Genomic DNA, 22047 nt, shown 5'->3' on the forward strand with positions numbered 1-22047 from the left:
AAATTTGGGGTGCAGTTCACCTGGAGGACCGGTTTTTTGGTGTTTCGGATGGCCGCTGGTTGACCCCTGATGATCTGGCTGTTATTTCCGTTGCTGTTGTTCGCAAACCGGATTAGTCTGGCGGCGATATCGAGGAAGCCACACCTATGAAATGATGTGATTGGTGAGTTATCATGAACAAAACTAGCTCCTTAATCGTAATATCGTAGGTTAATTCGGGTAAACAGATGGTGTGAAACCTCAGTTCAACCAAATCAGAGCTACATTACGAAAGGAGCTAGCTATACTATGAACAATACCAAAAATACGTAGGTATAGACGTATCTAAGGAAAAAATTGCAGTGGCCATTGCCGAAGAAGGTCGAGAAAATCCCCGATTTTTGGGGATGATTCCCATACGCCCCAGGCGATCAGAAAGCTAAGCACTCAATTAGGGAATCGAAAAAGACTTCGTATCTGTTATGAAGCGGGTCCTACCGGGTATGGGTTGTACCGTTTGTTCACCTCGATGGATATCGCATGCGAAGTGACCGCCCCTTCGCTGATTCCACACAAACCTGGGGAGCGTGTAAAGACGGATCGCCGGGATGCCATTCGTCTCGCCCAACTCTATCGTGCGGGTGAATTGACCTCCGTTCATGTGCCGACAGAAGAAGATGAAGCCCTTCGAGATTTGGTTCGAGTACGTGAAGATGCCAAAGAAGATACCTTGCGGGCGAAACAACGTCTGATCAGTTTTTTAACGCGGTATGATCAACGTCCCCCTAAGGGGACCAAACGCTGGTCAAAAGACTACAGGCATTGGCTGAATAAGTTAACCTTTAAAAACGCCGTAAAAAATCGTGCGTTTCAGGAGTATTTAACCCAAGTTAAACTTCAGGAACTTCGTCTACAAGAAATGGATAAAGAAATTGAAGAACAAGCGAAGGAAGGATACCACGCTCCCATGATCCAAGCCCTAAAAGCACTACGGGGAGTAGCGACCATATCTGCCACGGGGCTTGTCGCAGAAATTGGCTGCTTCAAACGTTTTTCTACTCCAAGACAGCTTATGGCATATGCCGGGCTGGTCCCGAGTGAATATTCGAGTGGCGAAACCCGAAAACAAGGCAGTATTACAAAGACAGGAAACCGCCATGTCCGATCGCTGCTTATTTTGAATCTGCCTGGAGTTACCGGTATCAGCCCGCCCTATAAGAGCAGTTGTTAAAGAGGCAGGAAGGCCTCTCTGAACACATCCAAGCGATTTCATGGAAAGCCCAGCGCCGGCTTTATAAAAAATACTATCGGTTATTATCATGTGGAAAACCCAGCGGAAAAGCCATTACTGCTGTAGCCAGAGAACTCGCCGGTTTTATTTGGGCCATTGCCCAAGAGATGGATTCATCAAAGAATTCCGCTTAAAAACGAAGCCGCAAGACGAAACCATTCACCAAGAACTGAACGCAGGGCCCGGAGGCAAAGGCAAAAACCGTAGGGATAACCCACTAGCGTTTACTTGTGCTAATCCATGTGATGAACGCACGTCGTGAGTTAGTGGAAGGGCCTCAGACGGAACGATAAAATGTGCGAACCCACGGATATCAGTATGCCAATCGGAGTTGAGAAGTTTTGCCTTCGTGCCGTGCGCTTATTCTTCTTTTCAGCAAAGCTGACAAAGGAAATAATGGTTAACCGCGAAAAGGAGCACTTCTAGCTGCTTTTATTAAGAATGCGTAAAAGAAACTCTATAACCTAATTTACGGTTTGAGTTGACAGTTTTGTTCATATCAGTAAAACGTGTGCGAACCGCGAGTAAATGAACGAAACCCGTGAGTAAATTCACCAACCTGTAAGCAATGATCGATTTGAAGAGAGCAGACGGTTTGGCGTATAGTAGAATCAAAGAAATGAGGAGGAATGCCGCCTGAAGTCTATAAGAGTTTCGCTGCAGATGAAAATACTCGGGCTGGTTCTGCTATTGGGTTTGTTGCTTATTGTATTGCTGACAGGTTATTTCAGCTATAAAGAAAGCAAACAAATTGAAGATAACAAAGGAAAAATGGCCCTTGAGTTATCAAAGTCCATTTCCTTCATGCCTACTGTTATTCATGCATTTGAAACGAGTGATCCCTCCCAAACGATACAGCCTCTCGTTGAAAAAATCAGGAAACACACCGGGGCCGAATTTATTGTGGTCGGAAATACATCCGGAATACGCTATTCACACCCGATCTCGTCAGAAATCGGCAAGAAAATGACCGGCGGCGATAATGAGAGAGCACTTAAAGGAGAATACTATGTTTCAAAAGCAAAAGGGTCTCTCGGTTTATCTCTTCGGGGAAAATCCCCCATCTATGACAAACAAGGAAGGATCATCGGACTTGTTTCAGTGGGTTTCCTTTTCGAAGATATCAATCAGCAAATCATGAACAACTTTTTAAAGGTTCTTTTTGTTTCTCTTTTTGCCCTGCTGGTATCGGTGATTGGGAGTTTCCTGCTCTCAAGAAATATACGGAGAGATACGATGGGGCTTGAACCATTTGAGATTGCGGCTCTCTATAAAGAAAAGAACGCAGTGTATCATTCCGTCAAAGAGGGAATCCTGGCCATTGATAAAGAAGGACGGATTACGAATATGAATCAATCCGCAAAAAAACTGCTCCATATTGAAGGATCAGTCAGACATATGAAAGTGGACGGCCTCTTTCCTTCAGACTATCTTTATGAAGTGTTAAAGCACGGAAATCCACTGACGGATAAAGAAATGTTTTGGAAAGATAAAACGGTCATCGTAAACTGTACACCCCTCTTTCATCAAAACAAGATCAGCGGAGTGGTTGCTTCCTTTCGGGATAAAACAGAGGTCGAGCAGATGATCAACACCCTCTCTGAAGTAAAACGGTATTCCGAAGATCTTCGCTCGCAGACCCATGAGTTTACCAATAAACTGTACGTGCTTTACGGTCTCTTGCAGCTTGGGGAATATCAACAGGCCATTGAGATGGTCAAAAGCGAAACGCAGATTCTCCATGTTCAGAATTCCGTTGTCTTTAACCAAATAAAAGATACGAAAGTACAGGCGATTCTATTAGGCAAGATCGGAAAAGCTTCCGAGAAAAAAATACAATTCGAGATCGCTTCTGATAGTTTCCTCGAAGAACTGCCGATGCACTTCCAGCTGTCCAGCCTGATTGTCATTCTGGGAAATATTATTGATAACGCTTTCGAAGCGGTTTATCATGTGAAGGATCCGAAAGTAACTCTTTTTGCGACAGATATCGGGAGTGATATCATTTTTGAGGTGGAGGATAATGGCAAAGGACTGAACGAGCATGAAATCCTCCTCCTCTTCGATCGGGGCTACTCGTCGAAACAGGGAGATGAGCCAAGAGGGTATGGACTATCGAACGCAGATGAGGCCGTACGGGATATGAACGGAATAATTGAAGTACAAAGTAATCCAGGCAAGGGTACTGTATTTACGGTGTATCTTCCTAAGAAGGATAAGGGAGCTGATTTAAATGATCAAAGCAGTGATAGCGGAAGACGATTTCAGGATCGCTGATATACACGAAAAGTTTTTGCAGAAGTTCGATGAGATTGAGGTAGTCGGAAAGGCATTGACCGGAGAGCAGACATTGCAATTGCTGAAATCATCGGAACCCGACCTGCTTCTTCTTGATGTCTATCTGCCTGATATGCTGGGCTCTGAGCTCCTCCCTCTCATCCGTGAACAATTTGCAAAACTGAGTATTATCATGATCACAGCTGCAACGGACAAGGATTTCCTTGAGAAAGCCCTGGGGTATGGTGTGGAAAATTATTTAATCAAACCTGTGAGCCAGGAACGATTCGATGAGATCATCCAGTCCTTTATCAAAAAGCATGCACTTCTTTCGTCCAATGAACAAGTGGATCAAAACCTGATTGACCTGATTTTTGATAAGCGAAAAAATGAGCTGAACAAAAAGAGAACCGGCTTTCCAAAAGGAATTGATGAGATCACGCTGGGCAAAGTGAAGGCCGTCCTGCAGGCAAAAAGGGACGGGCTTTCCGCAGAGGAAGTCGGAAACGAAATCGGAGCCTCAAGAATTACGGCCCGCCGCTATCTTGAGTTTCTGTCCTCCATAAACCAATCCAAAGCCGAAGTCGTCTATGGCATTGTCGGCCGGCCCGAAAAAAAATATTACCCCCTGTAAGTGGATGGCGAGCGTGCTGTCCCCTTTTTTTTATTCCATGAACTTTATGTACGAAATCAATTTAAAGTACTTTAATAACTTTATTCTGTAAACGTTTTCATTTCAGAATATTTTGTTTAAACTGGGTTTACAAATAAAAGAGGTGAAGACGATGCTCGTATTATTAGGTTTTTTGATGATACTCACATTCATGATTTTAATTATGACCAAACGCCTGACCGCCATGATCGCCTTGATGGTCGTCCCTGTAGCATTCGCCTTGATCGGCGGATTCGGCAAAGGAATCGGACCGATGGCGCTCGAGGGCATAAAAAGTGTAGCGCCTACAGGAATCATGATTCTGTTTGCCATTCTTTTCTTCGGCATTATGATTGATGCCGGTGTATTTGATCCCATTATCTCAAGCATTTTAAAAGTTGCAAAAGGAGATCCTGTAAAGATCGCCATCGGTACTGCAGTGCTCGCTCTATTGATTTCTTTAGACGGCGACGGTACAACAACATACATGATTACCATCTCAGCCATGCTCCCTTTGTACAAAAGAATCGGGATGAGGCCGCTCATCCTGGCAGGAATCGCTGTTTCCGCTTCAGGGGTCATGAACCTCCTGCCTTGGGGCGGACCTACAGCCAGAGCCATGACCGCCTTAAAACTGGAAATGTCTGACATCTTTACTCCCGTCATCCCATCCATGATCGGAGGAGTCATATTTGTCCTGTTCATGTCCTATGTTCTGGGAAAAAAAGAGCGCAGACGCATCGGTATAGCGGAAATTGATTACAGCACGATGGCCATGCAGGCAGCTGCTATTGATGCTGACGCGGTCAGCTTAAAGCGTCCAAAACTGATCGTGGTAAACTATCTGTTAACCATCCTTCTTCTTGTCGCCTTGATCAAAGAGCTTTTGCCGACAACCGTATTATTTATGATAGGCTTTGCTATCGCGATTACAATGAACTATCCTAAACTCCGTGACCAAAAAGAACGAATTGCGAACTATGCTGATAATGCTTTATCTGTCGTCACGATGGTATTTGCTGCAGGTATTTTCACAGGTATTCTTTCCGGTACAAAAATGGTGGATGCGATGGCCAACTCCATGATTACTCACATACCTGATGGACTAGGCTCCCATTTTGCGCTTATTACAGCCATTATCTCTGCACCTTTTACCTTTTTCATGTCCAATGATGCCTTTTATTACGGGGTGCTTCCACTGCTCGCTAAAGCCGCTGCCGGATACGGCATTGATCCAGCCATGATCGGACGTGCTTCCCTTTTAGGATTGCCGGTCCATCTATTAAGCCCTTTGGTACCATCTACTTATCTATTAGTCGGAATGGTAGGCGAAGACTTCGGGGACCTTCAGAGAGGCTTTCTGAAATGGGCGTGTGGTGCAACGGGTGTAATGATACTCGTAGCTCTCGGTTTATCCATTATCCCGTTTTAAGTACAAAAGATAGGAACAGGCCTGATGCCTCTCCTATCTTTTTTTGTGTGGTGATCCATGAAAAAGGCAGCCAAAACGGCTTCCTCCCTCTTATATTCGGTAATAGTCCCCGCGCCAATCATTGATCGATTGCTTAATTTCTTTTGAATTCATGCCTTCTTCCGCAGCTCGCTGGCTTAACGCAGGCAGCTCCTTATTACCGGCAAACCGCAAAGCAACAATCTGTCCTGTGGACAGCCTGGAATCCATGAGTTTTCCGGTCAGGACAAAATGCCTCAGATTCTCTTCGGCACGTATGGCCCGGTCTTGGGCTTTCAGCGCATACATTCTCACAAGAACAAAGAGAATGAGAATTGACCCTGCCGCCAAAAACAGCACACAGGCGAGGAGTACGCTGCCTCCATCACTCCATTCACGGAAAAAGTAAACCAGTGACGTTACGAGAGTCCCCAGCACAAAGAGCGTTAATACGTAATGAAACAGCGGATCCACCCGTGTATGGTTTTTAAAGTTTTGATTTTCCATGCTGCTTGCCCCCTATGCTCAAATTTCGCTATTCCCACTTAAACGTCAGACTCGCTGCGATAAAAGCGCCAACCAGCCAGCAGCTGAGGATCAAGGCTTCAGATCCCAGGCTCATAAACGAAGCGCCCACGTTCATCGTTTCTCTCATCGCTGTCGTTAAGTGCGCTATCGGAAGGATATGCACGATCGGCTGAAGAAATTCCGGCATATTTTTAATCGGGAAGAATACGCCGCCCAAAAACAGCATCGGAAAAGATAAGAAGCCGGCAATCGGGCCTGCGCTTTCAGGTGTTTTGGCAATCCCGGCAATAATAAATCCGATTGCCATAAACGCAAGAGTGCCCAAGATGACAAAACTGACGAGCGTCAGCCACGATCCTCTGATTTCCACATCAAAGACAAGACGAGCCACACCAAGAACGATGAGCGCCTGCAAGCCGTTCAGCATCAGCCTGGCAGTAATCTGTGCCGCGATAAAGGTATGAGCTTTTAATGTTGTCCCCTGCATTCGCCGCAAAATACCGCGTTCGCGCCATGACGCAATCTGGCCCGCTACCCCGTTCATGTTATTGCTCATGATCATCATCGCTACGATTCCCGGAACAAGAAAATCGATATAACGGAGATTCAGTGCCTCTACCCCTTTAGGATCGATGACCACCGATGGCTTATAATCTGCCTGCTGTTTGCTGACGGCATCGACCGCATTATATACAAGCTGCTGTCCAACCTGCGAAACAGCCATGTTTGTTTCATTATAAAATACAGGAAGCGTAAACGGCTTTTCACCTTTAGCCGCAGTCTTCATCTCCTCATCATAGCCCTTCGGAACCTGCAGAACGAGTTGGACGTCCCCTTTTTTCAGTTTAGAGAGCGCCTCTTGTTCACTCGATGATTTCTCGAGCGATATCGCTTCGTTCTTCTTCAACATCGCCGCCAATTGTTTGGATTGAGGAGAGTGATCCTGATCCACAAGGCCAATCGTAACCGATACACCGTTCCCATTCCCAAGAAAAGAGCCGAGCATGATCATGAGGAAGATCGGAAACGCGAGTGTCCAAAACAAGACTTGGCGGTTGCGCATGAAAATACGCAATTGAGCTAACGTCAGCTGCCAATATGCTTTCATCCTTCTCTCAAGCTCCTTCCTGTCATATGAATGAACACATCTTCCAATGTTGCTGTACGTGTCTGCAGATCGGTCAGTTTCAAATCTTTTTCAGAAGCCGTCTGAATCAGACTGGTCAGTGTCTGCTGTAAATTATCGGTATAGAGAACTTGAGTATCCTTATGGCTGCCTGTCTGCTTAACCCCTTCAATTTCTTTCAGATCAAGTACAGGGGCACCTTCTGGCAAACGGAACTCGACGGCGCTGTCGGACTGAAGGTTCTTCACCAGATTTTCCGGAGTATCCAGTGCGATCAGCAGCCCCTGATCCATAATGGCGATCCGGTCACAGAGCACATGAGCTTCATCCATATAGTGGGTTGTCAGCATGACCGTCTTTCCTCTTTCTTTTAAATTCAGGATAATATCCCACAATGTACGCCGAGCCTGCGGATCCAATCCAGTTGTCGGTTCATCCAGGAAAATAATCCATGGATCATGTACAAGTGCCAGCGCGATCGCCAGCCTCTGCTTCTGGCCGCCCGATAAGCTCTTGATCCTGCTTTTACGCTTATCGGATAAAATCATGTCTTCGATGAGATCGGGGATGGATATATGCTTGGGATAGAAGCTGGCATACATCTTCAAAATCTCTTCAACGGTGAGCAGTTCAAACAGCGTCGTAGACTGAAGCTGTACTCCAATGACTTCCTTTACACGTTCCAGGTGCTTCTTAATATCAAATTCACCGATCCAGGCCGTTCCTTCGTCCGGTTTTCTCAATCCGACAAGCATTTCAAGCGTGGTCGTTTTTCCGGCGCCATTCGGACCGAGCAGCCCGAACACCTCACCTTTATGTACTTCAAAGTCAACTCCCTTTACAGCGGTAAACTCACCATAGCGTTTCACGAGATGCTCTACTCTGATAATGGGCTCCTGTGAACTCATTTCCATCCTCCATCCTATAAAAGCTGCATTAAAAAAAGAGCTAGATCCCTTCAATAAGATTCTAACTCATTTCTTTTGAAATTTATGTTTTTTTATGGAGTATAAAAAAATTCCGCCTCGATGCGTGCCGTAATCTCATTCTCGCCAGTCTGGACCGGCACGGGACTTCCCTGCGAAAGCACCGCTCCCTGATAAGGGACTGGCACAGGCTGGAAGCCCTTTGACAGCTCTGTTACTTTTACAGGAAACCGATTGAGCGTGACACCAAGGTCACGAGATATAGCCATTGCTTTCTGCTGGGCACTGTTAACGGCTAGCGAAAGGGCTCTGTTATAAAAAGCATCAGGAGAAGAAACCGTAAACTGGATGGAGGAAACGGAATTCGCTCCCTGGCTGACAGCCCTATCGATGACAGCTCCCGTTCCTCCTACGTCATCAACCGTGATTTGAAGCTGATGGTTTACCTTATAGCCTTTAAGGTTCTGCTGACCGTTCTCATAAACATATTGCGGCTCAATGCGATAGAGCGAGGTCTGGATATCTTTGTTTTGAATCCCCATCGTTAACAGACCTTGAATGACGTTCCTCATAATTTCATTGTTTTGCCTTTGCGCGGTGTTCACATCTTTATTTTCTGTAATTACACCTAAAGAAAGCTTGGCTTGATCAGGTACGGCGAATACGGAACCTTCACCGGTAACCCTGATCAAGCTGCTCATATGGTCGGTTGTATATTCCGGTCTGTTGTAATACATCTAAGCCCCTCCCCACTGTTCGTCACATCACAGTGTATGCGGTACAGAGCATGCTCATAACAGAGTCGGGAATTTAGAAATATAAACCATAAATCCTATTAATATGGTAAAATGAGCGAGTGATTTTAGGGGGGATGAATGTGAAAGAAGGGTGGCTTTGGGCAGGAATCATTATCGCTGCAGCAAGCTGGATTGGGAACTCCTTTTATTATCAGTCAAAGCAGATCGAGCATCCGATCTTTTTAGAACACTTCTACGAAGCGGCTGATGATGGAGAACAATATTTAAAGTTCTATTACTTGGCGAATCGTAATGACAAGGAGGACGTGCAAAGTGTTCGTATTAAGGACGCTGTATTGTTTCCCTACTCCCGGGATGATTTTATGTCGGGCGAAAATACTCCTCCCGTTGAACAGGAATACACTCATCAGGATTTAAAAGTGTTACTGTTTCACTAGAGGATCTGCTTTCACAGATGAACAACAAAGAAGCTTTTTCTTTTAATAAAATAAAGGTTGCCATGAACAACGGCCAGACCTTTACAGCAGACATCGGAGAAGTAACGATCAATAAAACGTATAAAGAAGGTAAAATTCTGGAGCAACAGATTGCAAGCTCAGACAATTTTAGTGATATCGCGATTTATCAGGCATTGAAGCCCATTACGTTGACAAGTATCAGTCTGCCCTTTGATAAAGACACGGAAAGACTAGTTTCGGTGAAAGCAAACACAAATCAGAAAGCATTGGTGCAAATAAAAAATAATTTGAGCAGTGATGGCCCTTCCTCCTGGCTGGAACATAACGAAAAGAATGATGATGGTTTCCAGTTGATCGCACCACATAAGAAGTTCAGCATGCGCCTGAAAAAGAAGGATTGGTTTGAGATTGAGGCCAAATCAAAACCAAACACAGCAGCGTTTGGTGAATTTCGATTAAACTTCATGGAACAAGTCAAGGAAAGCCTGCTGTTTCTAATGTTTGGGTAACCCTCAAGCCGGTTCTCAGCCAGAATGATATTGACCGCATCATTTCCAAAAACGGAGGCAGGGAGAAATGAGAGAGAGTTTTCACAAAATGTTCTGGGGGTTTCTATTGATCTTGGTAGAGATTCATATTGTAGCGCTTGATATTTTGCCTGACCCTGCCGGCTACTACCTTGTCTTTTCTGGCATCGTGATGTTGAAAAAAGACAGCCCGGCGGTAGCAAAAGCTAAATATCTAGCCTTGGGTATGGTCTTTCTATCAATCCCTGCCGTCTTTATCCAGCAAAATTCAATGGGCAGCACTTGCAGAAAAAGTGTTTAATTTAAGTTTCTGGCCAATCTATACGCAAGTCATCGCCATTCTAAAGCTGATTCTTGTATTCTATGTTTTTCATATTCTCTTGGATATCGCTAGGAGAAAGGGTGACCAACAGCTCTATGCTTCAGCCAGACACCGATTGATTGCCTATATGGCTGTCATGCTTATTTTAAACATCACTCTGCCTTTCACCATGAATTTCATTGGGAATTTGGTCACAGCCTACACGGTTTTGTTCTTGCTGCTCTCCCTTTTGGCGGAGATTATGTTTTTGCTGTTGTTAAGGAAGTATAGGAAGATTTTTAGCAGTTGATTGTGAACCCTACATATATCCTTTTTTGAGCAGGAAATTTGAACGGTGCATCCTTGTTTGAAATACTTTGAGTTGTCAATCCTAATCCTATAGAAAAAGGAGAGTGTCGTTATGAAAGTCTTTTTAGTAGGAGCAAATGGGCAAATTGGGCATAAATTGGTTGAGCTCTTAGGCAGGAGTTCAGAGCATAGTGTGCGGGCGATGATTCGAAACCCTGAACAGGCGGGCGAACTGGAGAAGCTGGGAGCAGAAACTGTAGTCGCTGACTTGGAGGGCAGTGTATCTGAGCTTGCAGAAGCCGTTAAAGGAAGCGAAGCCATTATTTTCTCTGCCGGATCCGGAGGCAGCACAGGCTCTGACAAAACGCTCCTCGTTGACTTGGACGGTGCGGCTAAAATGGTGGAAGCTGCTGAACAGGCGGGGGTCGGCCGTTTTGTGATGGTCAGTGCCCTACAGGCGCACAACCGTGAAAACTGGAACGAAAAGATACGGCCGTATTATGTGGCCAAGCACTATGCGGATAAAATTCTCGAAAGCAGCAGCTTGAACTATACAATTGTAAGGCCGGGCGGACTATTAAACGAGCCGGGCACAGGCAAAGTGGAAGCCAGTGAGAACCTTCGCCGAGCCTCCATCCCGCGTGAGGATGTCGCTCAAACCGTTTTGGCTGCACTTACGGAAGAAAACACATTTAAACGCTCGTTTGATCTGATTTCCGGCGAACAATCGATTCGGGAAGCATTGAAAAACCTATAAAAACAGGCTGGCCTAAAAGACACAGGTTGTGATCTTTTAAGCCAGCCCTATTTATCTTAGATAAGAGCCTTAAATGTGGTTAAGACAAGTCCTATCAAGAACCCGCAAATGGCTCCGTTGACCCTTATCCACTGTAGTTCTTTGCCCACGTTATTTTCCATCATATCGATCAGTGTTTCATTATCCAGTTTATCAAGGTTTTCTTTCACAAGATTGCCTATTCGGGAATGGTTGCTTTCAATCAGAGTGGAAATTTGAAGCTGCAGCCACCGTTCAATGCTGCTCATTTTTTCAGGGTCATTTTTTGTTCGCTCGATGAGATCTCTAATGAATGAAATCACATACTCATCGACAAACTCTTCATCCTGGCTCAGCAGCAGCAACTTCTTCTGAACCTGCCCCAAAATATTGGTAATTTGATCTGCAGGACTCCACGAATCGACCATATTATCTTTCCATTCATTGAGTTCAACCGCCAGATTTTCCCGATCTTGTACATTTTCCAACTCAGTGCGAATTCGATTAAGGATTAAATGCCGGTAAGGATTATCTGCTTCTTGCAATAAAATGATCCTTTTAAGAAAAAAGGGTTGAAGGATATTCCCCAGCTTCTCTTCACTGATAAAATTGCTGAACGATTGAAGGGCCATCTTTATAAAACCATCGGCCTCCGTATTATCCAGCAGCTGTTTCGCGATTTTGCCGATTTTTCGTTTAGTGTCTTCTTTTACCATCCACTTTTCAGTCTCAGCCAGAATATAATCGAATGCTCGATCCTGCAGGTTTCTGTCGAGGGCCTTATTAATCAAGGACTGAAGAAAGCCTGCTGCATCAAGAGAACGAAGATAAGCCTTTAGCTCCTTTTCAATATACGGAGCCAGTTTTTCCGGCTGAATATAGCGTATCGCCTGGTTAAGAAAATTTCCAACCGCCTTATGAAAGGTATCCGAATCCAATTCTTTCTCTGCCATTTGAATGAGTTTCTCTGTAATTTGGATTTGCTGGATTTTCCCCTGAATACTTTCTTTTGTCAGCCAATCATTTTCAAGCATGGATACAATAGCTTTCATCATCCTGTCACGGTTCTTTGGAAGTAATGCCGTGTGAGGGATCGGTATGCCCAAAGGATGGCGAAAGAGAGCCGTTACAGCAAACCAATCGGCCAGTCCACCTACGAGTCCTGCCTCAAACCCCCCCTGCATCAATTCTCCAACAAAAGAATCCTGAAAGGGAATGCTTCCGAGAAACCCTGCCCCCATCACTCCTAATGAAATTTTCGCAAAGTATTTCGATTTTTTTTCCTTTTTTTCCATCGTAACTTCCCTCTGTTAATCATTTTAGTTCTAGCGTTTCAAAAAGCTTTCTAACCCACTATTGGCTGATTCATAGGCCGGTCGCATCGCTTCCATTCTCTTTGTTGACAAAAAAGCGGTAAATAAACCATTAAACCGCTCTCCTTGGACCACTTTGGTCATATCACCGAGGTCTGTCAGCTCCCAGTAATGATAACCGGTCAAGAAACCGGATATTCCGCCCGTCCACGCCAGTTTTCTGTTCGGTTCAAAATCCAGTACTTTCGCTTTAAAACGAAAAGGGATCCCGTGGCCGATCGGTGATTTTACACGAACCGACAGGCAGCTTCCTATTCTGCATTCCCCGTTTACAGAAACGATCTGCGGGTTCCATAAGGAATGTGTTTTTGTATCAGCAATCACGCTCCATACTGCTTCAATTGGGTATGGCAGCAAGCATTCTGTAATTAATTCTTTCATGCTGTTCCCTTTCTCTATCGTCGTTCCGGCGGCCGTTCACCGTTTTTCAAATCTCTCATACTTAGACCGAAATCCATTTGCAGGTGCGGGTAGTCCTTGAACTCCCAATCACCGCCCCATGTAAAGCCTAACATTTTGGCGATGGAAACCACCTCCATCCAATCGGATCTGTGATTGCCGTTGCTGTCCCGCATTGTATCCCACACGGCATTCCCCTCACTGTTCAACAGCGCAAAATCGATCGCCAGACCGTAATTATGGTAAGAATCTCCACCCTTAACGGTAGTGACGATATCTCCTTCTGTCGTTCGGCCTTTTTCATACAATTTATTTTGTTCTTCTATGGAACGAAAACCATCCGTAATGACAATCGGAATTCCCTTCTCCTTCGCTCTTTGAATCAGTTTCTGTTTATTTTCTTCTACGACCGGATGAAGTTCGGAGGGCATCGGAACCTCTCTTTTGGCTCTTTCCCGATGCATGTACAGGTAGAATATAAGCCCAAGAATGGCCATAAGAATCAGCCAGCCACCGACCCCGGCAGATAATTTTGCAGCACTCACTCGTTGATTTTCTCCTCCCTTGTCTGGTACACAATACTCTCTTTCCATCCTACCACAAGCTTACTCTGTCACATAAAGATTGACTATTTCTGAATATTCGTAATAAAATAACTTTACGTACAATTATTTTTTTACGTACTTCATCCTTGGCTATACATTCTTCATAAACGGAATAGAAGGGAGAAATGAATATGCATGTATTTGTGATTGGGGGCACCAGTTTTATGGGGCCAAAGGTAATTGAACAGCTGCTTCATTCTGGACACGAGGTCACAGTTTTTCACAGAGGGCAAACCAAGGGCTACCTTCCTTCTGGACGGCATGAGATTCTTGGCGACAGAAACGACCTGCCTTCTTATCGGACGGCTATTCAACAGCTAAAGCCGGATGCGGTACTGGATATGATCTGTATGACTGAACAGCAGGCTAGATTACTGGTCCAAACGCTGGATGGCATAGTTAACCGTGTCATCGTAGCCAGCTCACAAGATGTTTACCGTGCCTTTGGCCTGGTGAACGGAACGGAAAGCGGCGTGATTGAACCAGTACCGATTGACGAAGATGGTGCGCTGCGCCACAACCTGTATCCGCAGATAGCGTTTGCCAAAACCGAGGAAAGGCGCAACTATGATAAAATTTTGGTGGAGCGTACGATCATGAACCATCCAACGATTCAAGGAACAATCATTAGACTGCCTGCCGTATATGGCCCGAACGATAAAGCACATCGATGGTATTCCTATATCAAACCGATGAGTGATCAACGGCCGTACATCCTCCTTCCGGAAAGCCTTGCTGATTGGAGATGGACACGCGGCTATGTAGAAAATATGGCGTTGGGTATCGTGCAGGCTATAGTAAAAGATCAGGCAAAAGGAAAGATCTACAACCTTGGGGAGAACGACACATTCACCATGAAAGAGTGGGTTAACAAGCTGGCTTCCTCACTCCATTGGAAAGGGAAAATTGTTGTAGTGCCCGACAGCCTGCTTCCAGAAACCTATTCCTGGGGAATTGACGCCACTCAGGATGCAGTATTTAATTCTGATAAAATACGTAATGAATTAGGCTTTAAAGAAAGGGTTTCATTTGAAGAGGGATTGAAACGTACGATAGATTGGGAACTAAAAAATCCTCCCGAAACACACGGATTAAACTACGAAGCTGAAGATCAGGTCATGAAGCTTCATGATGCAAAAACTCAGCCGTAAAAAGGCTGAGTTTGTTTTTCATTCACTTTTTTGAAATTTTGATTCTGATTTCGCCAGTGAGACAACGTTCCCGGATGAGGGGGATCCTTCCCGATCTTTTTTGCGCATGTAAATGGTTTTTTCGACTGCCGCGTGGACCGTACCGTTCTCATCAACAAGCTCGACGTTATACACGCGGTCAATACTCCGTTTTTCCTCAAGAGTGCGCTTCACTTCATCGAGCTCTTCACCCGTTATTTTAAACGATGCATATAATGTGTTCTTGCCCGGTTTTTTAAACCTGATGGAAGCAGCTTTATCCCAGACAATATAATCATTGCCGAGCATTTTTAGAAACATGAACATATAAACGGGATCCACAGCCCCATACATGCTGCCGCCAAAGATTGTGCCGACATAGTTGCGGGTCCGCCAGTTGAGCGGCAGCTTGATTCGGATCTCCGAATAATCTTCAGCAATATGAAGGACTCTTGCTCCTGTACCTCTAAAGGCAGGGAACAAGTTAAAGCCAAAGCGGACGACTCTCGTTTTCCATGATTCTTTCATCCTGTGCACACCTCTTTCTGAGTGGGTATCTGTATATTTTGTACGAGTACGTATTCGTATTTCATGTATAACTTGCAGCCCCTGTCAATCGGCTGCAGCATCATTTACAGCTCTTGAAGGCAGCTGCTTGAAAAAAGGAACCTTCTCTGCACCTGTCATACGAGCATACACAAACAACTGCCCTTTATGATGGATCTCATGATCGATCAAACTCTCGATCCAATACTTCCCTGGTGCCATGTATCCAAAAATATCGATCTCATTGTTTAGATCGGCTTCTTTCAAAACAGAAAAATCTCGTTTTGATTTGTGAGTGAATTCCTGAACGATCTCTCGCACCTCATCCATCGTCTGAAAATCGCGCGGTGTGCCGGGCGATGCAAATTGTCCGTTCTTGACCGTTGCAAGGAACATATCAGTAGAGCTTACAATGTGAACCGCAAGTTCGCCCAATGAAAATCCTTCGCTCCAAGGTTTAAAGAACACATGCTCCGGTCCGACCTGGTCGAGCAGCTCATGCAGCACCGTTCGATGTTTGAGCCAATTATTATAGTATTCTTCTATCACTTTTCATCAACTCTCCCCGCCTCTAATTTTCAATATAAACTAATTCGCTGTAAGACTACTTTATCCTTTATTAAGGAATACAAAAAAATCCAGCAGCTTTCTGCTGGACATCACCAGGTTGGATTTTGCATACCTGAAGCCAAACTCTGCTGTTTATTTTTTTTGTTTATAATACGTTAACGCAAGCGCAAAAGCGAGGACCGCTCCCTTTACAATGTCCATCGAATAGTAAGGCACGGACATCATAACTAGGCCATTTTGCAGAATGCCGATCAGGATGGCCCCGACCAGTGTCCCAAAAGCATTCGGCTTGCCTGATCCAAATACTGAAAAACCGATGAAGGCCGCCGCTACAGCATCCATTAAATAAGGCGTTCCGGCATTAATTTCCGCAGTCATCACCCTGGACGCCAGAACGATTCCTCCGATGGAAGCAAAGAAGGCAGAGAGAAGATAGGCCGCCACCTTATATTTATTCACCGGAATGCCCGAAAGCCTTGCCGCTTCTTCATTCCCGCCTATGACATACATATACCTTCCGTGCTTCGTGTAATTGAGAAGGACATGGACGAGAACGACTGCTGCTGCCATAATGACGATGATCCAGGGAACTTGGCCGATTTTCTCGAAGGCTGCACTGATCTTTCCTGTCGCAAATGTTCCGTCAGGCATGACCATGTTTTGCGAAATGGTCGCCCCTTTCGTGTATGTGAGTGCAATACCCTGAATGATGAACATTGTCGCAAGCGTCAGCAGCATATCCGGAATTTTCACTTTAACAATCATCACGGAGTTAATGATGCCGACAATCAAAGCGGCTGCAAGGGCTGAAAAGATCGCTGTTGCCGTGTTCTGTGAGAACCAGACAAACATGGAGATCGCAATGGCATTGGAAAGAGACGCCACCGACCCGACAGAAAGGTCAAACCCGTTGACGGAAAGGGATATCGTAATCCCGATCGCAATAATCGTAACAATAGAGATGGAACGGAGAATGTTCATAAGGTTATGTCCCTGTACAAAAGAAGGATTAGCCGCAGTGAACACACCAATGAGAACAAGGATGGTTAAGATCGTTCCGTATTTATAAAAAAAGTCGAACAGCTCAAATTTCTTTTTTGGTGAAGACTGTGCTGTTACTGGTTTAGAAACCTCCATCTACCTTCCTCCTGTTGAATAGAATAAAAGCTCTTCTTCCGTGGCTGCTGAGGTTTCGAGCTCCTTAACAGCGCGTCCGTCATACAGCACGTAGAGGCGGTTCGTGATGCCCAGGATCTCCGGAAACTCGGAGGACGCGTAAAGAATGGCTTTCCCCCGTTTAGCCAGCGCCGAAATGAGTTCAAAAATGTCCTTCTTAGCGCCAACATCCACGCCCTTCGTCGGTTCATCGAATATATACACATCAGCGTCCGCAATAAGCCATTTGCCGATCGCAATCTTTTGCTGATTCCCTCCGGACAAATTTTGAACCTTCGTTTTTTCTGACGGTGTCTTGATGCCCAAGGTTTGAATGATTTCAACAGCCTTTTGCTTTTCCGCCCGGCGGTCCAGAAAGCTGAACACTTTGGTGAATTGGCCAAGATTAGCAGCTGTTAAATTGGCAGCTACTGATTCCTCAACCAGGATCCCCTCTTTTCTCCGTTCTTCAGGAACAAGAGCCATCCCCTGCCTTACCGCCTGATGCGGATTTTTCAGCTTCAGTTTCCGCCCATTGAGAAAAACATCGCCAGCGGTAATCTTCGTACAGCCGAACAGCGTTTTGCACAGCTCTGTTTTCCCTGCACCTACAAGTCCCGCAATCCCGATAATTTCACCGGCGCGGACAGTTAAGTTCAAATCCTTGATCTTCTCGGCGTCGGAAAGCCCTTTTACCTCCAGAACGATTTCACCCACTTTGCCGTTTAAGAAAGGAAACTGCTCATCCAGCGACTTTCCGAGCATTTGCTCGATAACCCGATGGATCGACGTCTCACTGATGTTTTCTTTTATGACCAATTCACCGTTCCTCATCACCGTGATATCGTCGCAGATCTCAAATATTTCAGGGAGACGGTGAGAAATGAAAATTATTCCTACATTTTGTGCCTTCAGGTTTCGCACGATACGGAACAGCTCGTTCGTTTCTGAGTGGCTCAACGGTGCAGTCGGTTCATCCAAAATAAGAAAACGGCATTGTGCTGATACGGCACGGGCAATGAGCACCATCTGTTTTTGTGCAAGAGTCAGTTCACTGACCAGCATTTTAGATGAAACGCTGATGTTCATCTCTTCTAAAATTCGCGTGGCTTTCTTATGCAGCGGTTTCCAACCTACCAGCTGCTTTCTGCCCATTTCGTTGACCAGACCATGGAGCAAAATGTTTTCTCCAACCGTTAAATAGGGGATCAGAGCGGTATCTACCTCTTGATGCACGATTTGAATTCCCTCTTCCAAAGCATCCCTCGGTGAAGTGATGACCGCTTTCCTTCCGTCCAAATGAATCTCACCCGTATAATGGCTGTAAGCCCCTGACAGAACCTTCATGAGAGTCGACTTTCCAGCCCCATTTGCCCCGATCAGCGCATGAACCCGTCCAGTCTCACTGGCAAAGCTCACATGATTCAAAGCCTTTACCCCCGGAAACTCGATACTTATATCCTTCATCTCCAACAGAGCCATCCGCTTCTCCCCTTTCCTCAAAGCAAACACTCTCTTCAGCTTAGAAAGAGAGCGCGCGTTATCATTTAATACTTGATTTACTTAAAGTTACTTTTGGTAGTGATCCTTCAGCGTCTTCATCCAATCTTCTTCAAACGCTTCGGATTTTCCCCAGCCTTTAATTTCCTTGGACAGGTTTACCATGTTCACGCCTTCGTTTGACTTTTGAAGATCCTTTTGTGAAACCAAAGAAGCCTTCAGATCATACGTTGGTGGGGTTTTTTCTCCAGCAAGCTTTTTGGAAAGAATTCTCATATCCACTGCTCCAATAAGCTTAGGATCAACAGCTGCTGTGTATTTCCAAGGGCTGTCCTTCTTCTGGATCTCTTGAAGGTCTGCGTTGGAGACATCGATTCCATAGATTTTAATCTCGTTGCGTCCAGCTTCTTTAATCGCACGTGCGGCCCCGATCGCAAAGGCATCCCAGGTGGCAAATACCGCGTCGATTTCGCCTTTTTTATGTTTGTTGAGCATCGCTGTTACCGCATTTTGCGTCTGGACTGATGTATCCGCTGAAGCGACTCCAAAGCGCTCGATTTCTTTGATTCCCGGGTTGTTCTTTAATGTCTCTTTATAAACGGCATTGCGTCGCACCATCGGCGGGAACCCGTCGACCCAGAGGTACACGATGTTGGCTTTCCCTTTATTTTCTTTCACGAGCTGATCAAGGGCAAGCTTGGCAAGAGCCTCATCATCTTGAGAAGTCAGAGTGACACCATCTACTTTTGCGAGGTCTGGATTGGAATCGAATGTCACGACGCTCTTTCCTTTTTCCCGCAGCTTCTTAATGTCGTTAATGGTAGCTGCATCGTCACCGTGAGAGATGATGAAACCATCGTAATTCTCCTCGGCCGCCTGGGCGATCGCATCGTGAAACTTGGCGGTATCACCGTTTGCTGTATAGGTATCAACCGTAAAACCAAGTGCCTCTCCTTCCGCTTTAGCGCCGGCTAAAAACTGTGCCGTATGATCATCACCACCGATTTTGCGGATGACCTTGATCCGTGCTCCCTGTCCTTTAGCAAACCGCTTCGGCACGTTATCAAACGACACCTTCTCATGTTTTCGGGCGTTAATCGTATCGCTGCCGGATGAACACCCTGTTAATAAAAGTGATAAAGCGACCACTGAGACAGCCGCGCTTTTAATGAATTTTTTCATTTCCCCAACTCCCCATTTTTTGTATCCTACTCTCTTCAAGGTGATTTTGTACAGGCAACAAGCCCATGTCCACGAAAAAAAAACCTCTCCGGAAAAGAGAGGTTTCATCGTTTTTTTATGTATACCGATTCCGTCCTCTCTTATCTCTCAAAACAGCCTGCTGTTTTGCTGGAATTAGCACCAATTCCATTACGGAACGGTTGCTGGGCGTCATAGGGCCAGTCCCTCTGCCACTCTTGATAAGAGAATGAATATTTATTTTTTTGAAAATATAGTTATTACTTTAATCGGCAGAAGGGGGAAAGTCAATAATTTTTTATAGAATTCCGAGGAAGCAGCAGGATTGTTCTTTGTGTATCTTCTTAACTGTAAAAAACCTCTCCGGCAAGAGAGGTTTGCCACTTAGCCCATTTGATCCCCGCCAAAAATCGCCACATTCTGCACCTCCGTACCAAACTCCCGGCCGTTCCACTTCATGGTGGTCTGCACATAGCCGAGGCGGTCGGCGTTATATCGGCCGGCGATGTTTTGGTAAGCGAGCAGCTCATAGACCCCATTTCGGTCAAAATCAACAGGGTAAAGGCCGGCTAATGGAGAGACAAAGCCCTGGATCGGTGATTTTAACGTTCCATCCGCATTATAGATCTCCGATAGATATTCCTTGTTTTTTGTACTTAGATCGATGATGAATGTTTGGCGCACATTAATGCTGTTGACCTGGGCTTTATATTGGTTCAGGTAAAAGACACTGTACTTGTATCTGTTATTGAAAACCTCGGAGTCAAATAGCGGTCGGAATTGTCCGTTTCTGAAGGCGAAGATATAGGCGTTGATCATCCCGCCGCTGCCTCCCGTATCCATGACCACCATGATGTCTTCTACCTTATCCCCTGTAAAATCGCCAAGAAAGAGGGTAGGATTGTATCCTGAATTTTCTTTGAGCGGAATCCTTGTGTACCTGTTCGTTCTTCCGTCCTGAACGACGGCTTCAATGTTCACCCAGTACGGACTGTGCGGTGTTTTTTCAGCCATGAGATAAACCGTATCAATCGCACCGTCGCCGATTACATTTCCCCTTTTTATATCAACTTCCTGCCGCTGTCTGTACATTCGTGGTCCCCGCCTTTCGATTTCAATAAAACAGTATATGCACAATTGTCTTGTTTTGGTTTTTATCCAGCAATCGTGATAAACTACATAAAAATAACGCCGTTCAAGCGGCAAGCAGGTGCAATCGTGGATATTAAACAATTACAGTATTTTATTGAAGTAGCCAAATATAACAGCTTCACCCGGGCAGCTGATGCTCTTTTCATAACCCAGCCGACCATCAGCAAAATGATCAAAAATCTGGAGGACGAGCTTGGCGTCGTTCTCTTTGACAGATCGCGAAAAGGACTGACCTTGACGGATGCCGGACGGACCATTTTTGAGCAGGCGAAGCTCGTCGATAAAGCGTTCAACAATCTGGAAATGGAGCTGGATAACCTCGTCGGCTTAAAAAAGGGGCATATCAGGATCGGTCTTCCTCCCATCTTTGATCCTCGTCTCTTTCCAAAATTGATCGGCAGTTTTCACGGTAAATACCCTCACATCACGTTTGAACTCGTGGAGGATGGATCGAAGAAAATTGAGGAAGAAGTCGCCAGCCTTCAGCTGGATATAGGGGTGATCGTATTGCCCACAAACAATGACATGTTTGAGTATTTTGCATTTATGGAAGAGGATTTGCGGCTGATTATCCACCCGGATCACCCGCTGGCGGACCAGGAGGAAATCAATCTTGTGGAGCTCAGCAACGAATCATTTATCCTGTTCAACAAGGATTTTGTGCTTCATGACCGCATCATCTCTTCCTGCAATCAGGCGGGGTTCAGTCCTCATATAACATCCGAAAGCTCGCAGTGGTCGTTTATCGAGGAAATGGTCATCTGTAAATTGGGTGTATCTCTTCTTCCTGAGAGCATCTGCCGGCATCTGTCTGAGGAAGTGCTTGCGATTAAAGTCATCAACCCTTCCATCAGCTGGCACCTTGCCTTGATCTGGAATAAAGATCAATACTTATCCTTTGCTGCAAAAGAGTGGCTCAACTATGCAAAGGAACAATTAGCAGAGGGTTAAAAAAGAAAGGCGGTTCCCCTTAGGGAGCCGCCTTTTTCCTATTCAATGTTCATACTTTTTATGTATAGGT

General features: G+C 45.3%; 24 protein-coding genes and 1 riboswitch. Of the genes, 11 read left to right on the forward strand and 13 right to left on the reverse strand.

The window, feature by feature from the left end; all coding sequences use genetic code 11:
* The first annotated feature begins 409 nt into the window (after nucleotides 1-409).
* From ABHN01_RS04845 to ABHN01_RS04860, 4 genes are all read left to right on the forward strand, one after another.
* On the forward strand, nucleotides 410-1210 hold the full coding sequence (locus tag ABHN01_RS04845; protein ID WP_429874662.1) for an IS110 family transposase: 801 nt from the start codon (nucleotides 410-412) through the stop codon (nucleotides 1208-1210).
* Between the two features lie 723 nt (nucleotides 1211-1933).
* Nucleotides 1934-3547: an ATP-binding protein gene (locus tag ABHN01_RS04850; protein ID WP_429874613.1), complete on the forward strand. Its 1614-nt coding sequence runs from the start codon at nucleotides 1934-1936 to the stop codon at nucleotides 3545-3547.
* The gene (locus ABHN01_RS04855) at nucleotides 3504-4181 is read left to right on the forward strand and encodes a response regulator (protein ID WP_429874614.1); all 678 of its coding nucleotides are present in this window, start codon (nucleotides 3504-3506) and stop codon (nucleotides 4179-4181) included. Before ABHN01_RS04850 ends, ABHN01_RS04855 begins: the two co-directional genes overlap by 44 nt.
* 121 nt (nucleotides 4182-4302) lie before the next feature.
* Complete coding sequence (locus ABHN01_RS04860; RefSeq protein WP_429874663.1) at nucleotides 4303-5631, forward strand: CitMHS family transporter; 1329 nt, start codon at nucleotides 4303-4305, stop codon at nucleotides 5629-5631.
* A gap of 90 nt (nucleotides 5632-5721) precedes the next feature.
* On the opposite strand, the gene ABHN01_RS04865 is transcribed toward ABHN01_RS04860, so the two are convergent.
* The 4 genes from ABHN01_RS04865 to ABHN01_RS04880 form a co-directional block, all read right to left on the reverse strand.
* Nucleotides 5722-6156, reverse strand: coding sequence for a DUF6526 family protein (locus ABHN01_RS04865; RefSeq protein ID WP_429874615.1), 435 nt, complete (start codon nucleotides 6154-6156; stop codon nucleotides 5722-5724).
* A gap of 28 nt (nucleotides 6157-6184) precedes the next feature.
* A complete protein-coding gene (locus ABHN01_RS04870) occupies nucleotides 6185-7285 on the reverse strand; it encodes an ABC transporter permease (RefSeq protein ID WP_429874616.1) in 1101 nt (366 codons plus the stop codon).
* The gene (locus ABHN01_RS04875; RefSeq protein ID WP_429874617.1) at nucleotides 7282-8211 is read right to left on the reverse strand and encodes an ABC transporter ATP-binding protein; all 930 of its coding nucleotides are present in this window, start codon (nucleotides 8209-8211) and stop codon (nucleotides 7282-7284) included. Before ABHN01_RS04875 ends, ABHN01_RS04870 begins: the two co-directional genes overlap by 4 nt.
* A 92-nt stretch (nucleotides 8212-8303) precedes the next feature.
* Nucleotides 8304-8966 (reverse strand): SIMPL domain-containing protein, encoded by a 663-nt coding sequence (locus ABHN01_RS04880; RefSeq protein WP_429874618.1) that lies wholly within the window; start codon nucleotides 8964-8966, stop codon nucleotides 8304-8306.
* Nucleotides 8967-9106: 140 nt separating this feature from the next.
* Between ABHN01_RS04880 and ABHN01_RS04885 the strand changes: the two genes are divergently transcribed.
* The 5 genes from ABHN01_RS04885 (at nucleotide 9107) to ABHN01_RS04905 (ending at nucleotide 11339) form a co-directional block, all read left to right on the forward strand.
* Nucleotides 9107-9424, forward strand: a complete 318-nt coding sequence (locus tag ABHN01_RS04885; protein ID WP_429874619.1) for a hypothetical protein — start codon at nucleotides 9107-9109, stop codon at nucleotides 9422-9424.
* Between the two features lie 17 nt (nucleotides 9425-9441).
* Entirely contained in the window at nucleotides 9442-9954 is a 513-nt protein-coding gene (locus ABHN01_RS04890; protein WP_429874620.1) for a hypothetical protein, read from the forward strand.
* 67 nt (nucleotides 9955-10021) lie between these two features.
* Nucleotides 10022-10273 carry a hypothetical protein gene (locus ABHN01_RS04895; protein ID WP_429874621.1) on the forward strand — a complete coding sequence of 84 codons (252 nt, stop codon included), beginning with the start codon at nucleotides 10022-10024 and terminating at the stop codon, nucleotides 10271-10273.
* On the forward strand, nucleotides 10266-10583 hold the full coding sequence (locus ABHN01_RS04900) for a hypothetical protein (RefSeq protein ID WP_429874622.1): 318 nt from the start codon (nucleotides 10266-10268) through the stop codon (nucleotides 10581-10583). The genes ABHN01_RS04895 and ABHN01_RS04900 overlap by 8 nt, the downstream gene beginning before the upstream one ends.
* A 111-nt stretch (nucleotides 10584-10694) precedes the next feature.
* Nucleotides 10695-11339 (forward strand): SDR family oxidoreductase, encoded by a 645-nt coding sequence (locus ABHN01_RS04905; protein WP_429874623.1) that lies wholly within the window; start codon nucleotides 10695-10697, stop codon nucleotides 11337-11339.
* Nucleotides 11340-11395: 56 nt separating this feature from the next.
* On the opposite strand, the gene ABHN01_RS04910 is transcribed toward ABHN01_RS04905, so the two are convergent.
* From ABHN01_RS04910 to ABHN01_RS04920, 3 genes are read right to left on the reverse strand one after another with little or no spacing between them, the layout of a single operon-like run.
* Nucleotides 11396-12652 (reverse strand): DUF445 domain-containing protein, encoded by a 1257-nt coding sequence (locus tag ABHN01_RS04910; protein ID WP_429874624.1) that lies wholly within the window; start codon nucleotides 12650-12652, stop codon nucleotides 11396-11398.
* A gap of 30 nt (nucleotides 12653-12682) precedes the next feature.
* Complete coding sequence (locus ABHN01_RS04915) at nucleotides 12683-13111, reverse strand: SRPBCC domain-containing protein (RefSeq protein ID WP_290401221.1); 429 nt, start codon at nucleotides 13109-13111, stop codon at nucleotides 12683-12685.
* Nucleotides 13112-13125: 14 nt separating this feature from the next.
* On the reverse strand, nucleotides 13126-13626 hold the full coding sequence (locus ABHN01_RS04920; protein WP_429874664.1) for a M15 family metallopeptidase: 501 nt from the start codon (nucleotides 13624-13626) through the stop codon (nucleotides 13126-13128).
* 239 nt (nucleotides 13627-13865) lie between these two features.
* Here ABHN01_RS04920 and ABHN01_RS04925 point away from each other — a divergent pair, with 239 nt between their 5' ends.
* The gene (locus tag ABHN01_RS04925; RefSeq protein WP_429874625.1) at nucleotides 13866-14885 is read left to right on the forward strand and encodes an NAD-dependent epimerase/dehydratase family protein; all 1020 of its coding nucleotides are present in this window, start codon (nucleotides 13866-13868) and stop codon (nucleotides 14883-14885) included.
* Nucleotides 14886-14903: 18 nt separating this feature from the next.
* Here ABHN01_RS04925 and ABHN01_RS04930 read toward each other — a convergent pair whose 3' ends face one another.
* The 6 genes from ABHN01_RS04930 to ABHN01_RS04955 all read right to left on the reverse strand — a co-directional run bounded on the left by ABHN01_RS04930 (nucleotide 14904) and on the right by ABHN01_RS04955 (nucleotide 21032).
* Entirely contained in the window at nucleotides 14904-15431 is a 528-nt protein-coding gene (locus ABHN01_RS04930) for a DUF4442 domain-containing protein (RefSeq protein ID WP_429874626.1), read from the reverse strand.
* Nucleotides 15432-15515: 84 nt separating this feature from the next.
* A complete protein-coding gene (locus ABHN01_RS04935) occupies nucleotides 15516-15998 on the reverse strand; it encodes a DinB family protein (protein WP_290401218.1) in 483 nt (160 codons plus the stop codon).
* A gap of 153 nt (nucleotides 15999-16151) precedes the next feature.
* Entirely contained in the window at nucleotides 16152-17156 is a 1005-nt protein-coding gene (locus ABHN01_RS04940; RefSeq protein WP_429874627.1) for an ABC transporter permease, read from the reverse strand.
* Entirely contained in the window at nucleotides 17157-18656 is a 1500-nt protein-coding gene (locus tag ABHN01_RS04945; RefSeq protein WP_429874628.1) for a sugar ABC transporter ATP-binding protein, read from the reverse strand.
* A gap of 87 nt (nucleotides 18657-18743) precedes the next feature.
* Nucleotides 18744-19856, reverse strand: a complete 1113-nt coding sequence (locus tag ABHN01_RS04950; RefSeq protein ID WP_429874629.1) for a sugar ABC transporter substrate-binding protein — start codon at nucleotides 19854-19856, stop codon at nucleotides 18744-18746.
* A gap of 137 nt (nucleotides 19857-19993) precedes the next feature.
* Nucleotides 19994-20102, reverse strand: a riboswitch (SAM riboswitch).
* A gap of 156 nt (nucleotides 20103-20258) precedes the next feature.
* Nucleotides 20259-21032: a hypothetical protein gene (locus ABHN01_RS04955; RefSeq protein ID WP_429874665.1), complete on the reverse strand. Its 774-nt coding sequence runs from the start codon at nucleotides 21030-21032 to the stop codon at nucleotides 20259-20261.
* 60 nt (nucleotides 21033-21092) lie between these two features.
* On the opposite strand from ABHN01_RS04955, the gene cidR reads away from it, so the two are divergent.
* Nucleotides 21093-21977 carry a cidABC operon transcriptional activator CidR gene (cidR, locus tag ABHN01_RS04960; RefSeq protein WP_429874630.1) on the forward strand — a complete coding sequence of 295 codons (885 nt, stop codon included), beginning with the start codon at nucleotides 21093-21095 and terminating at the stop codon, nucleotides 21975-21977.
* The last annotated feature ends 70 nt before the right edge of the window (nucleotides 21978-22047 follow it).

It is taken from the genome of Fictibacillus sp. NRS-1165, from assembly GCF_050468105.1.
GTDB classification, from domain to species: Bacteria; Bacillota; Bacilli; order Bacillales; family Fictibacillaceae; genus Fictibacillus_C; species Fictibacillus_C terrinigri.

Excerpts from the sequence above, each read along its gene's own strand:
- ABHN01_RS04855 (WP_429874614.1), top strand. The coding sequence starts at position 3,504 with ATGATCAAAGCAGTGATAGCGGAAGACGATTTCAGGATCGCTGATATA.
- ABHN01_RS04865 (WP_429874615.1), bottom strand. The coding sequence starts at position 6,156 with ATGGAAAATCAAAACTTTAAAAACCATACACGGGTGGATCCGCTGTTT.
- ABHN01_RS04925 (WP_429874625.1), top strand. The coding sequence starts at position 13,866 with ATGCATGTATTTGTGATTGGGGGCACCAGTTTTATGGGGCCAAAGGTA.
- ABHN01_RS04895 (WP_429874621.1), top strand. The coding sequence starts at position 10,022 with ATGAGAGAGAGTTTTCACAAAATGTTCTGGGGGTTTCTATTGATCTTG.
- ABHN01_RS04870 (WP_429874616.1), bottom strand. The coding sequence starts at position 7,285 with ATGAAAGCATATTGGCAGCTGACGTTAGCTCAATTGCGTATTTTCATG.
- ABHN01_RS04880 (WP_429874618.1), bottom strand. The coding sequence starts at position 8,966 with ATGTATTACAACAGACCGGAATATACAACCGACCATATGAGCAGCTTG.
- ABHN01_RS04850 (WP_429874613.1), top strand. The coding sequence starts at position 1,934 with ATGAAAATACTCGGGCTGGTTCTGCTATTGGGTTTGTTGCTTATTGTA.
- ABHN01_RS04910 (WP_429874624.1), bottom strand. The coding sequence starts at position 12,652 with ATGGAAAAAAAGGAAAAAAAATCGAAATACTTTGCGAAAATTTCATTA.
- ABHN01_RS04945 (WP_429874628.1), bottom strand. The coding sequence starts at position 18,656 with ATGGCTCTGTTGGAGATGAAGGATATAAGTATCGAGTTTCCGGGGGTA.
- ABHN01_RS04920 (WP_429874664.1), bottom strand. The coding sequence starts at position 13,626 with ATGGCCATTCTTGGGCTTATATTCTACCTGTACATGCATCGGGAAAGA.
- ABHN01_RS04930 (WP_429874626.1), bottom strand. The coding sequence starts at position 15,431 with ATGAAAGAATCATGGAAAACGAGAGTCGTCCGCTTTGGCTTTAACTTG.
- ABHN01_RS04905 (WP_429874623.1), top strand. The coding sequence starts at position 10,695 with ATGAAAGTCTTTTTAGTAGGAGCAAATGGGCAAATTGGGCATAAATTG.
- ABHN01_RS04940 (WP_429874627.1), bottom strand. The coding sequence starts at position 17,156 with ATGGAGGTTTCTAAACCAGTAACAGCACAGTCTTCACCAAAAAAGAAA.
- ABHN01_RS04890 (WP_429874620.1), top strand. The coding sequence starts at position 9,442 with ATGAACAACAAAGAAGCTTTTTCTTTTAATAAAATAAAGGTTGCCATG.
- ABHN01_RS04875 (WP_429874617.1), bottom strand. The coding sequence starts at position 8,211 with ATGAGTTCACAGGAGCCCATTATCAGAGTAGAGCATCTCGTGAAACGC.
- ABHN01_RS04950 (WP_429874629.1), bottom strand. The coding sequence starts at position 19,856 with ATGAAAAAATTCATTAAAAGCGCGGCTGTCTCAGTGGTCGCTTTATCA.
- ABHN01_RS04915 (WP_290401221.1), bottom strand. The coding sequence starts at position 13,111 with ATGAAAGAATTAATTACAGAATGCTTGCTGCCATACCCAATTGAAGCA.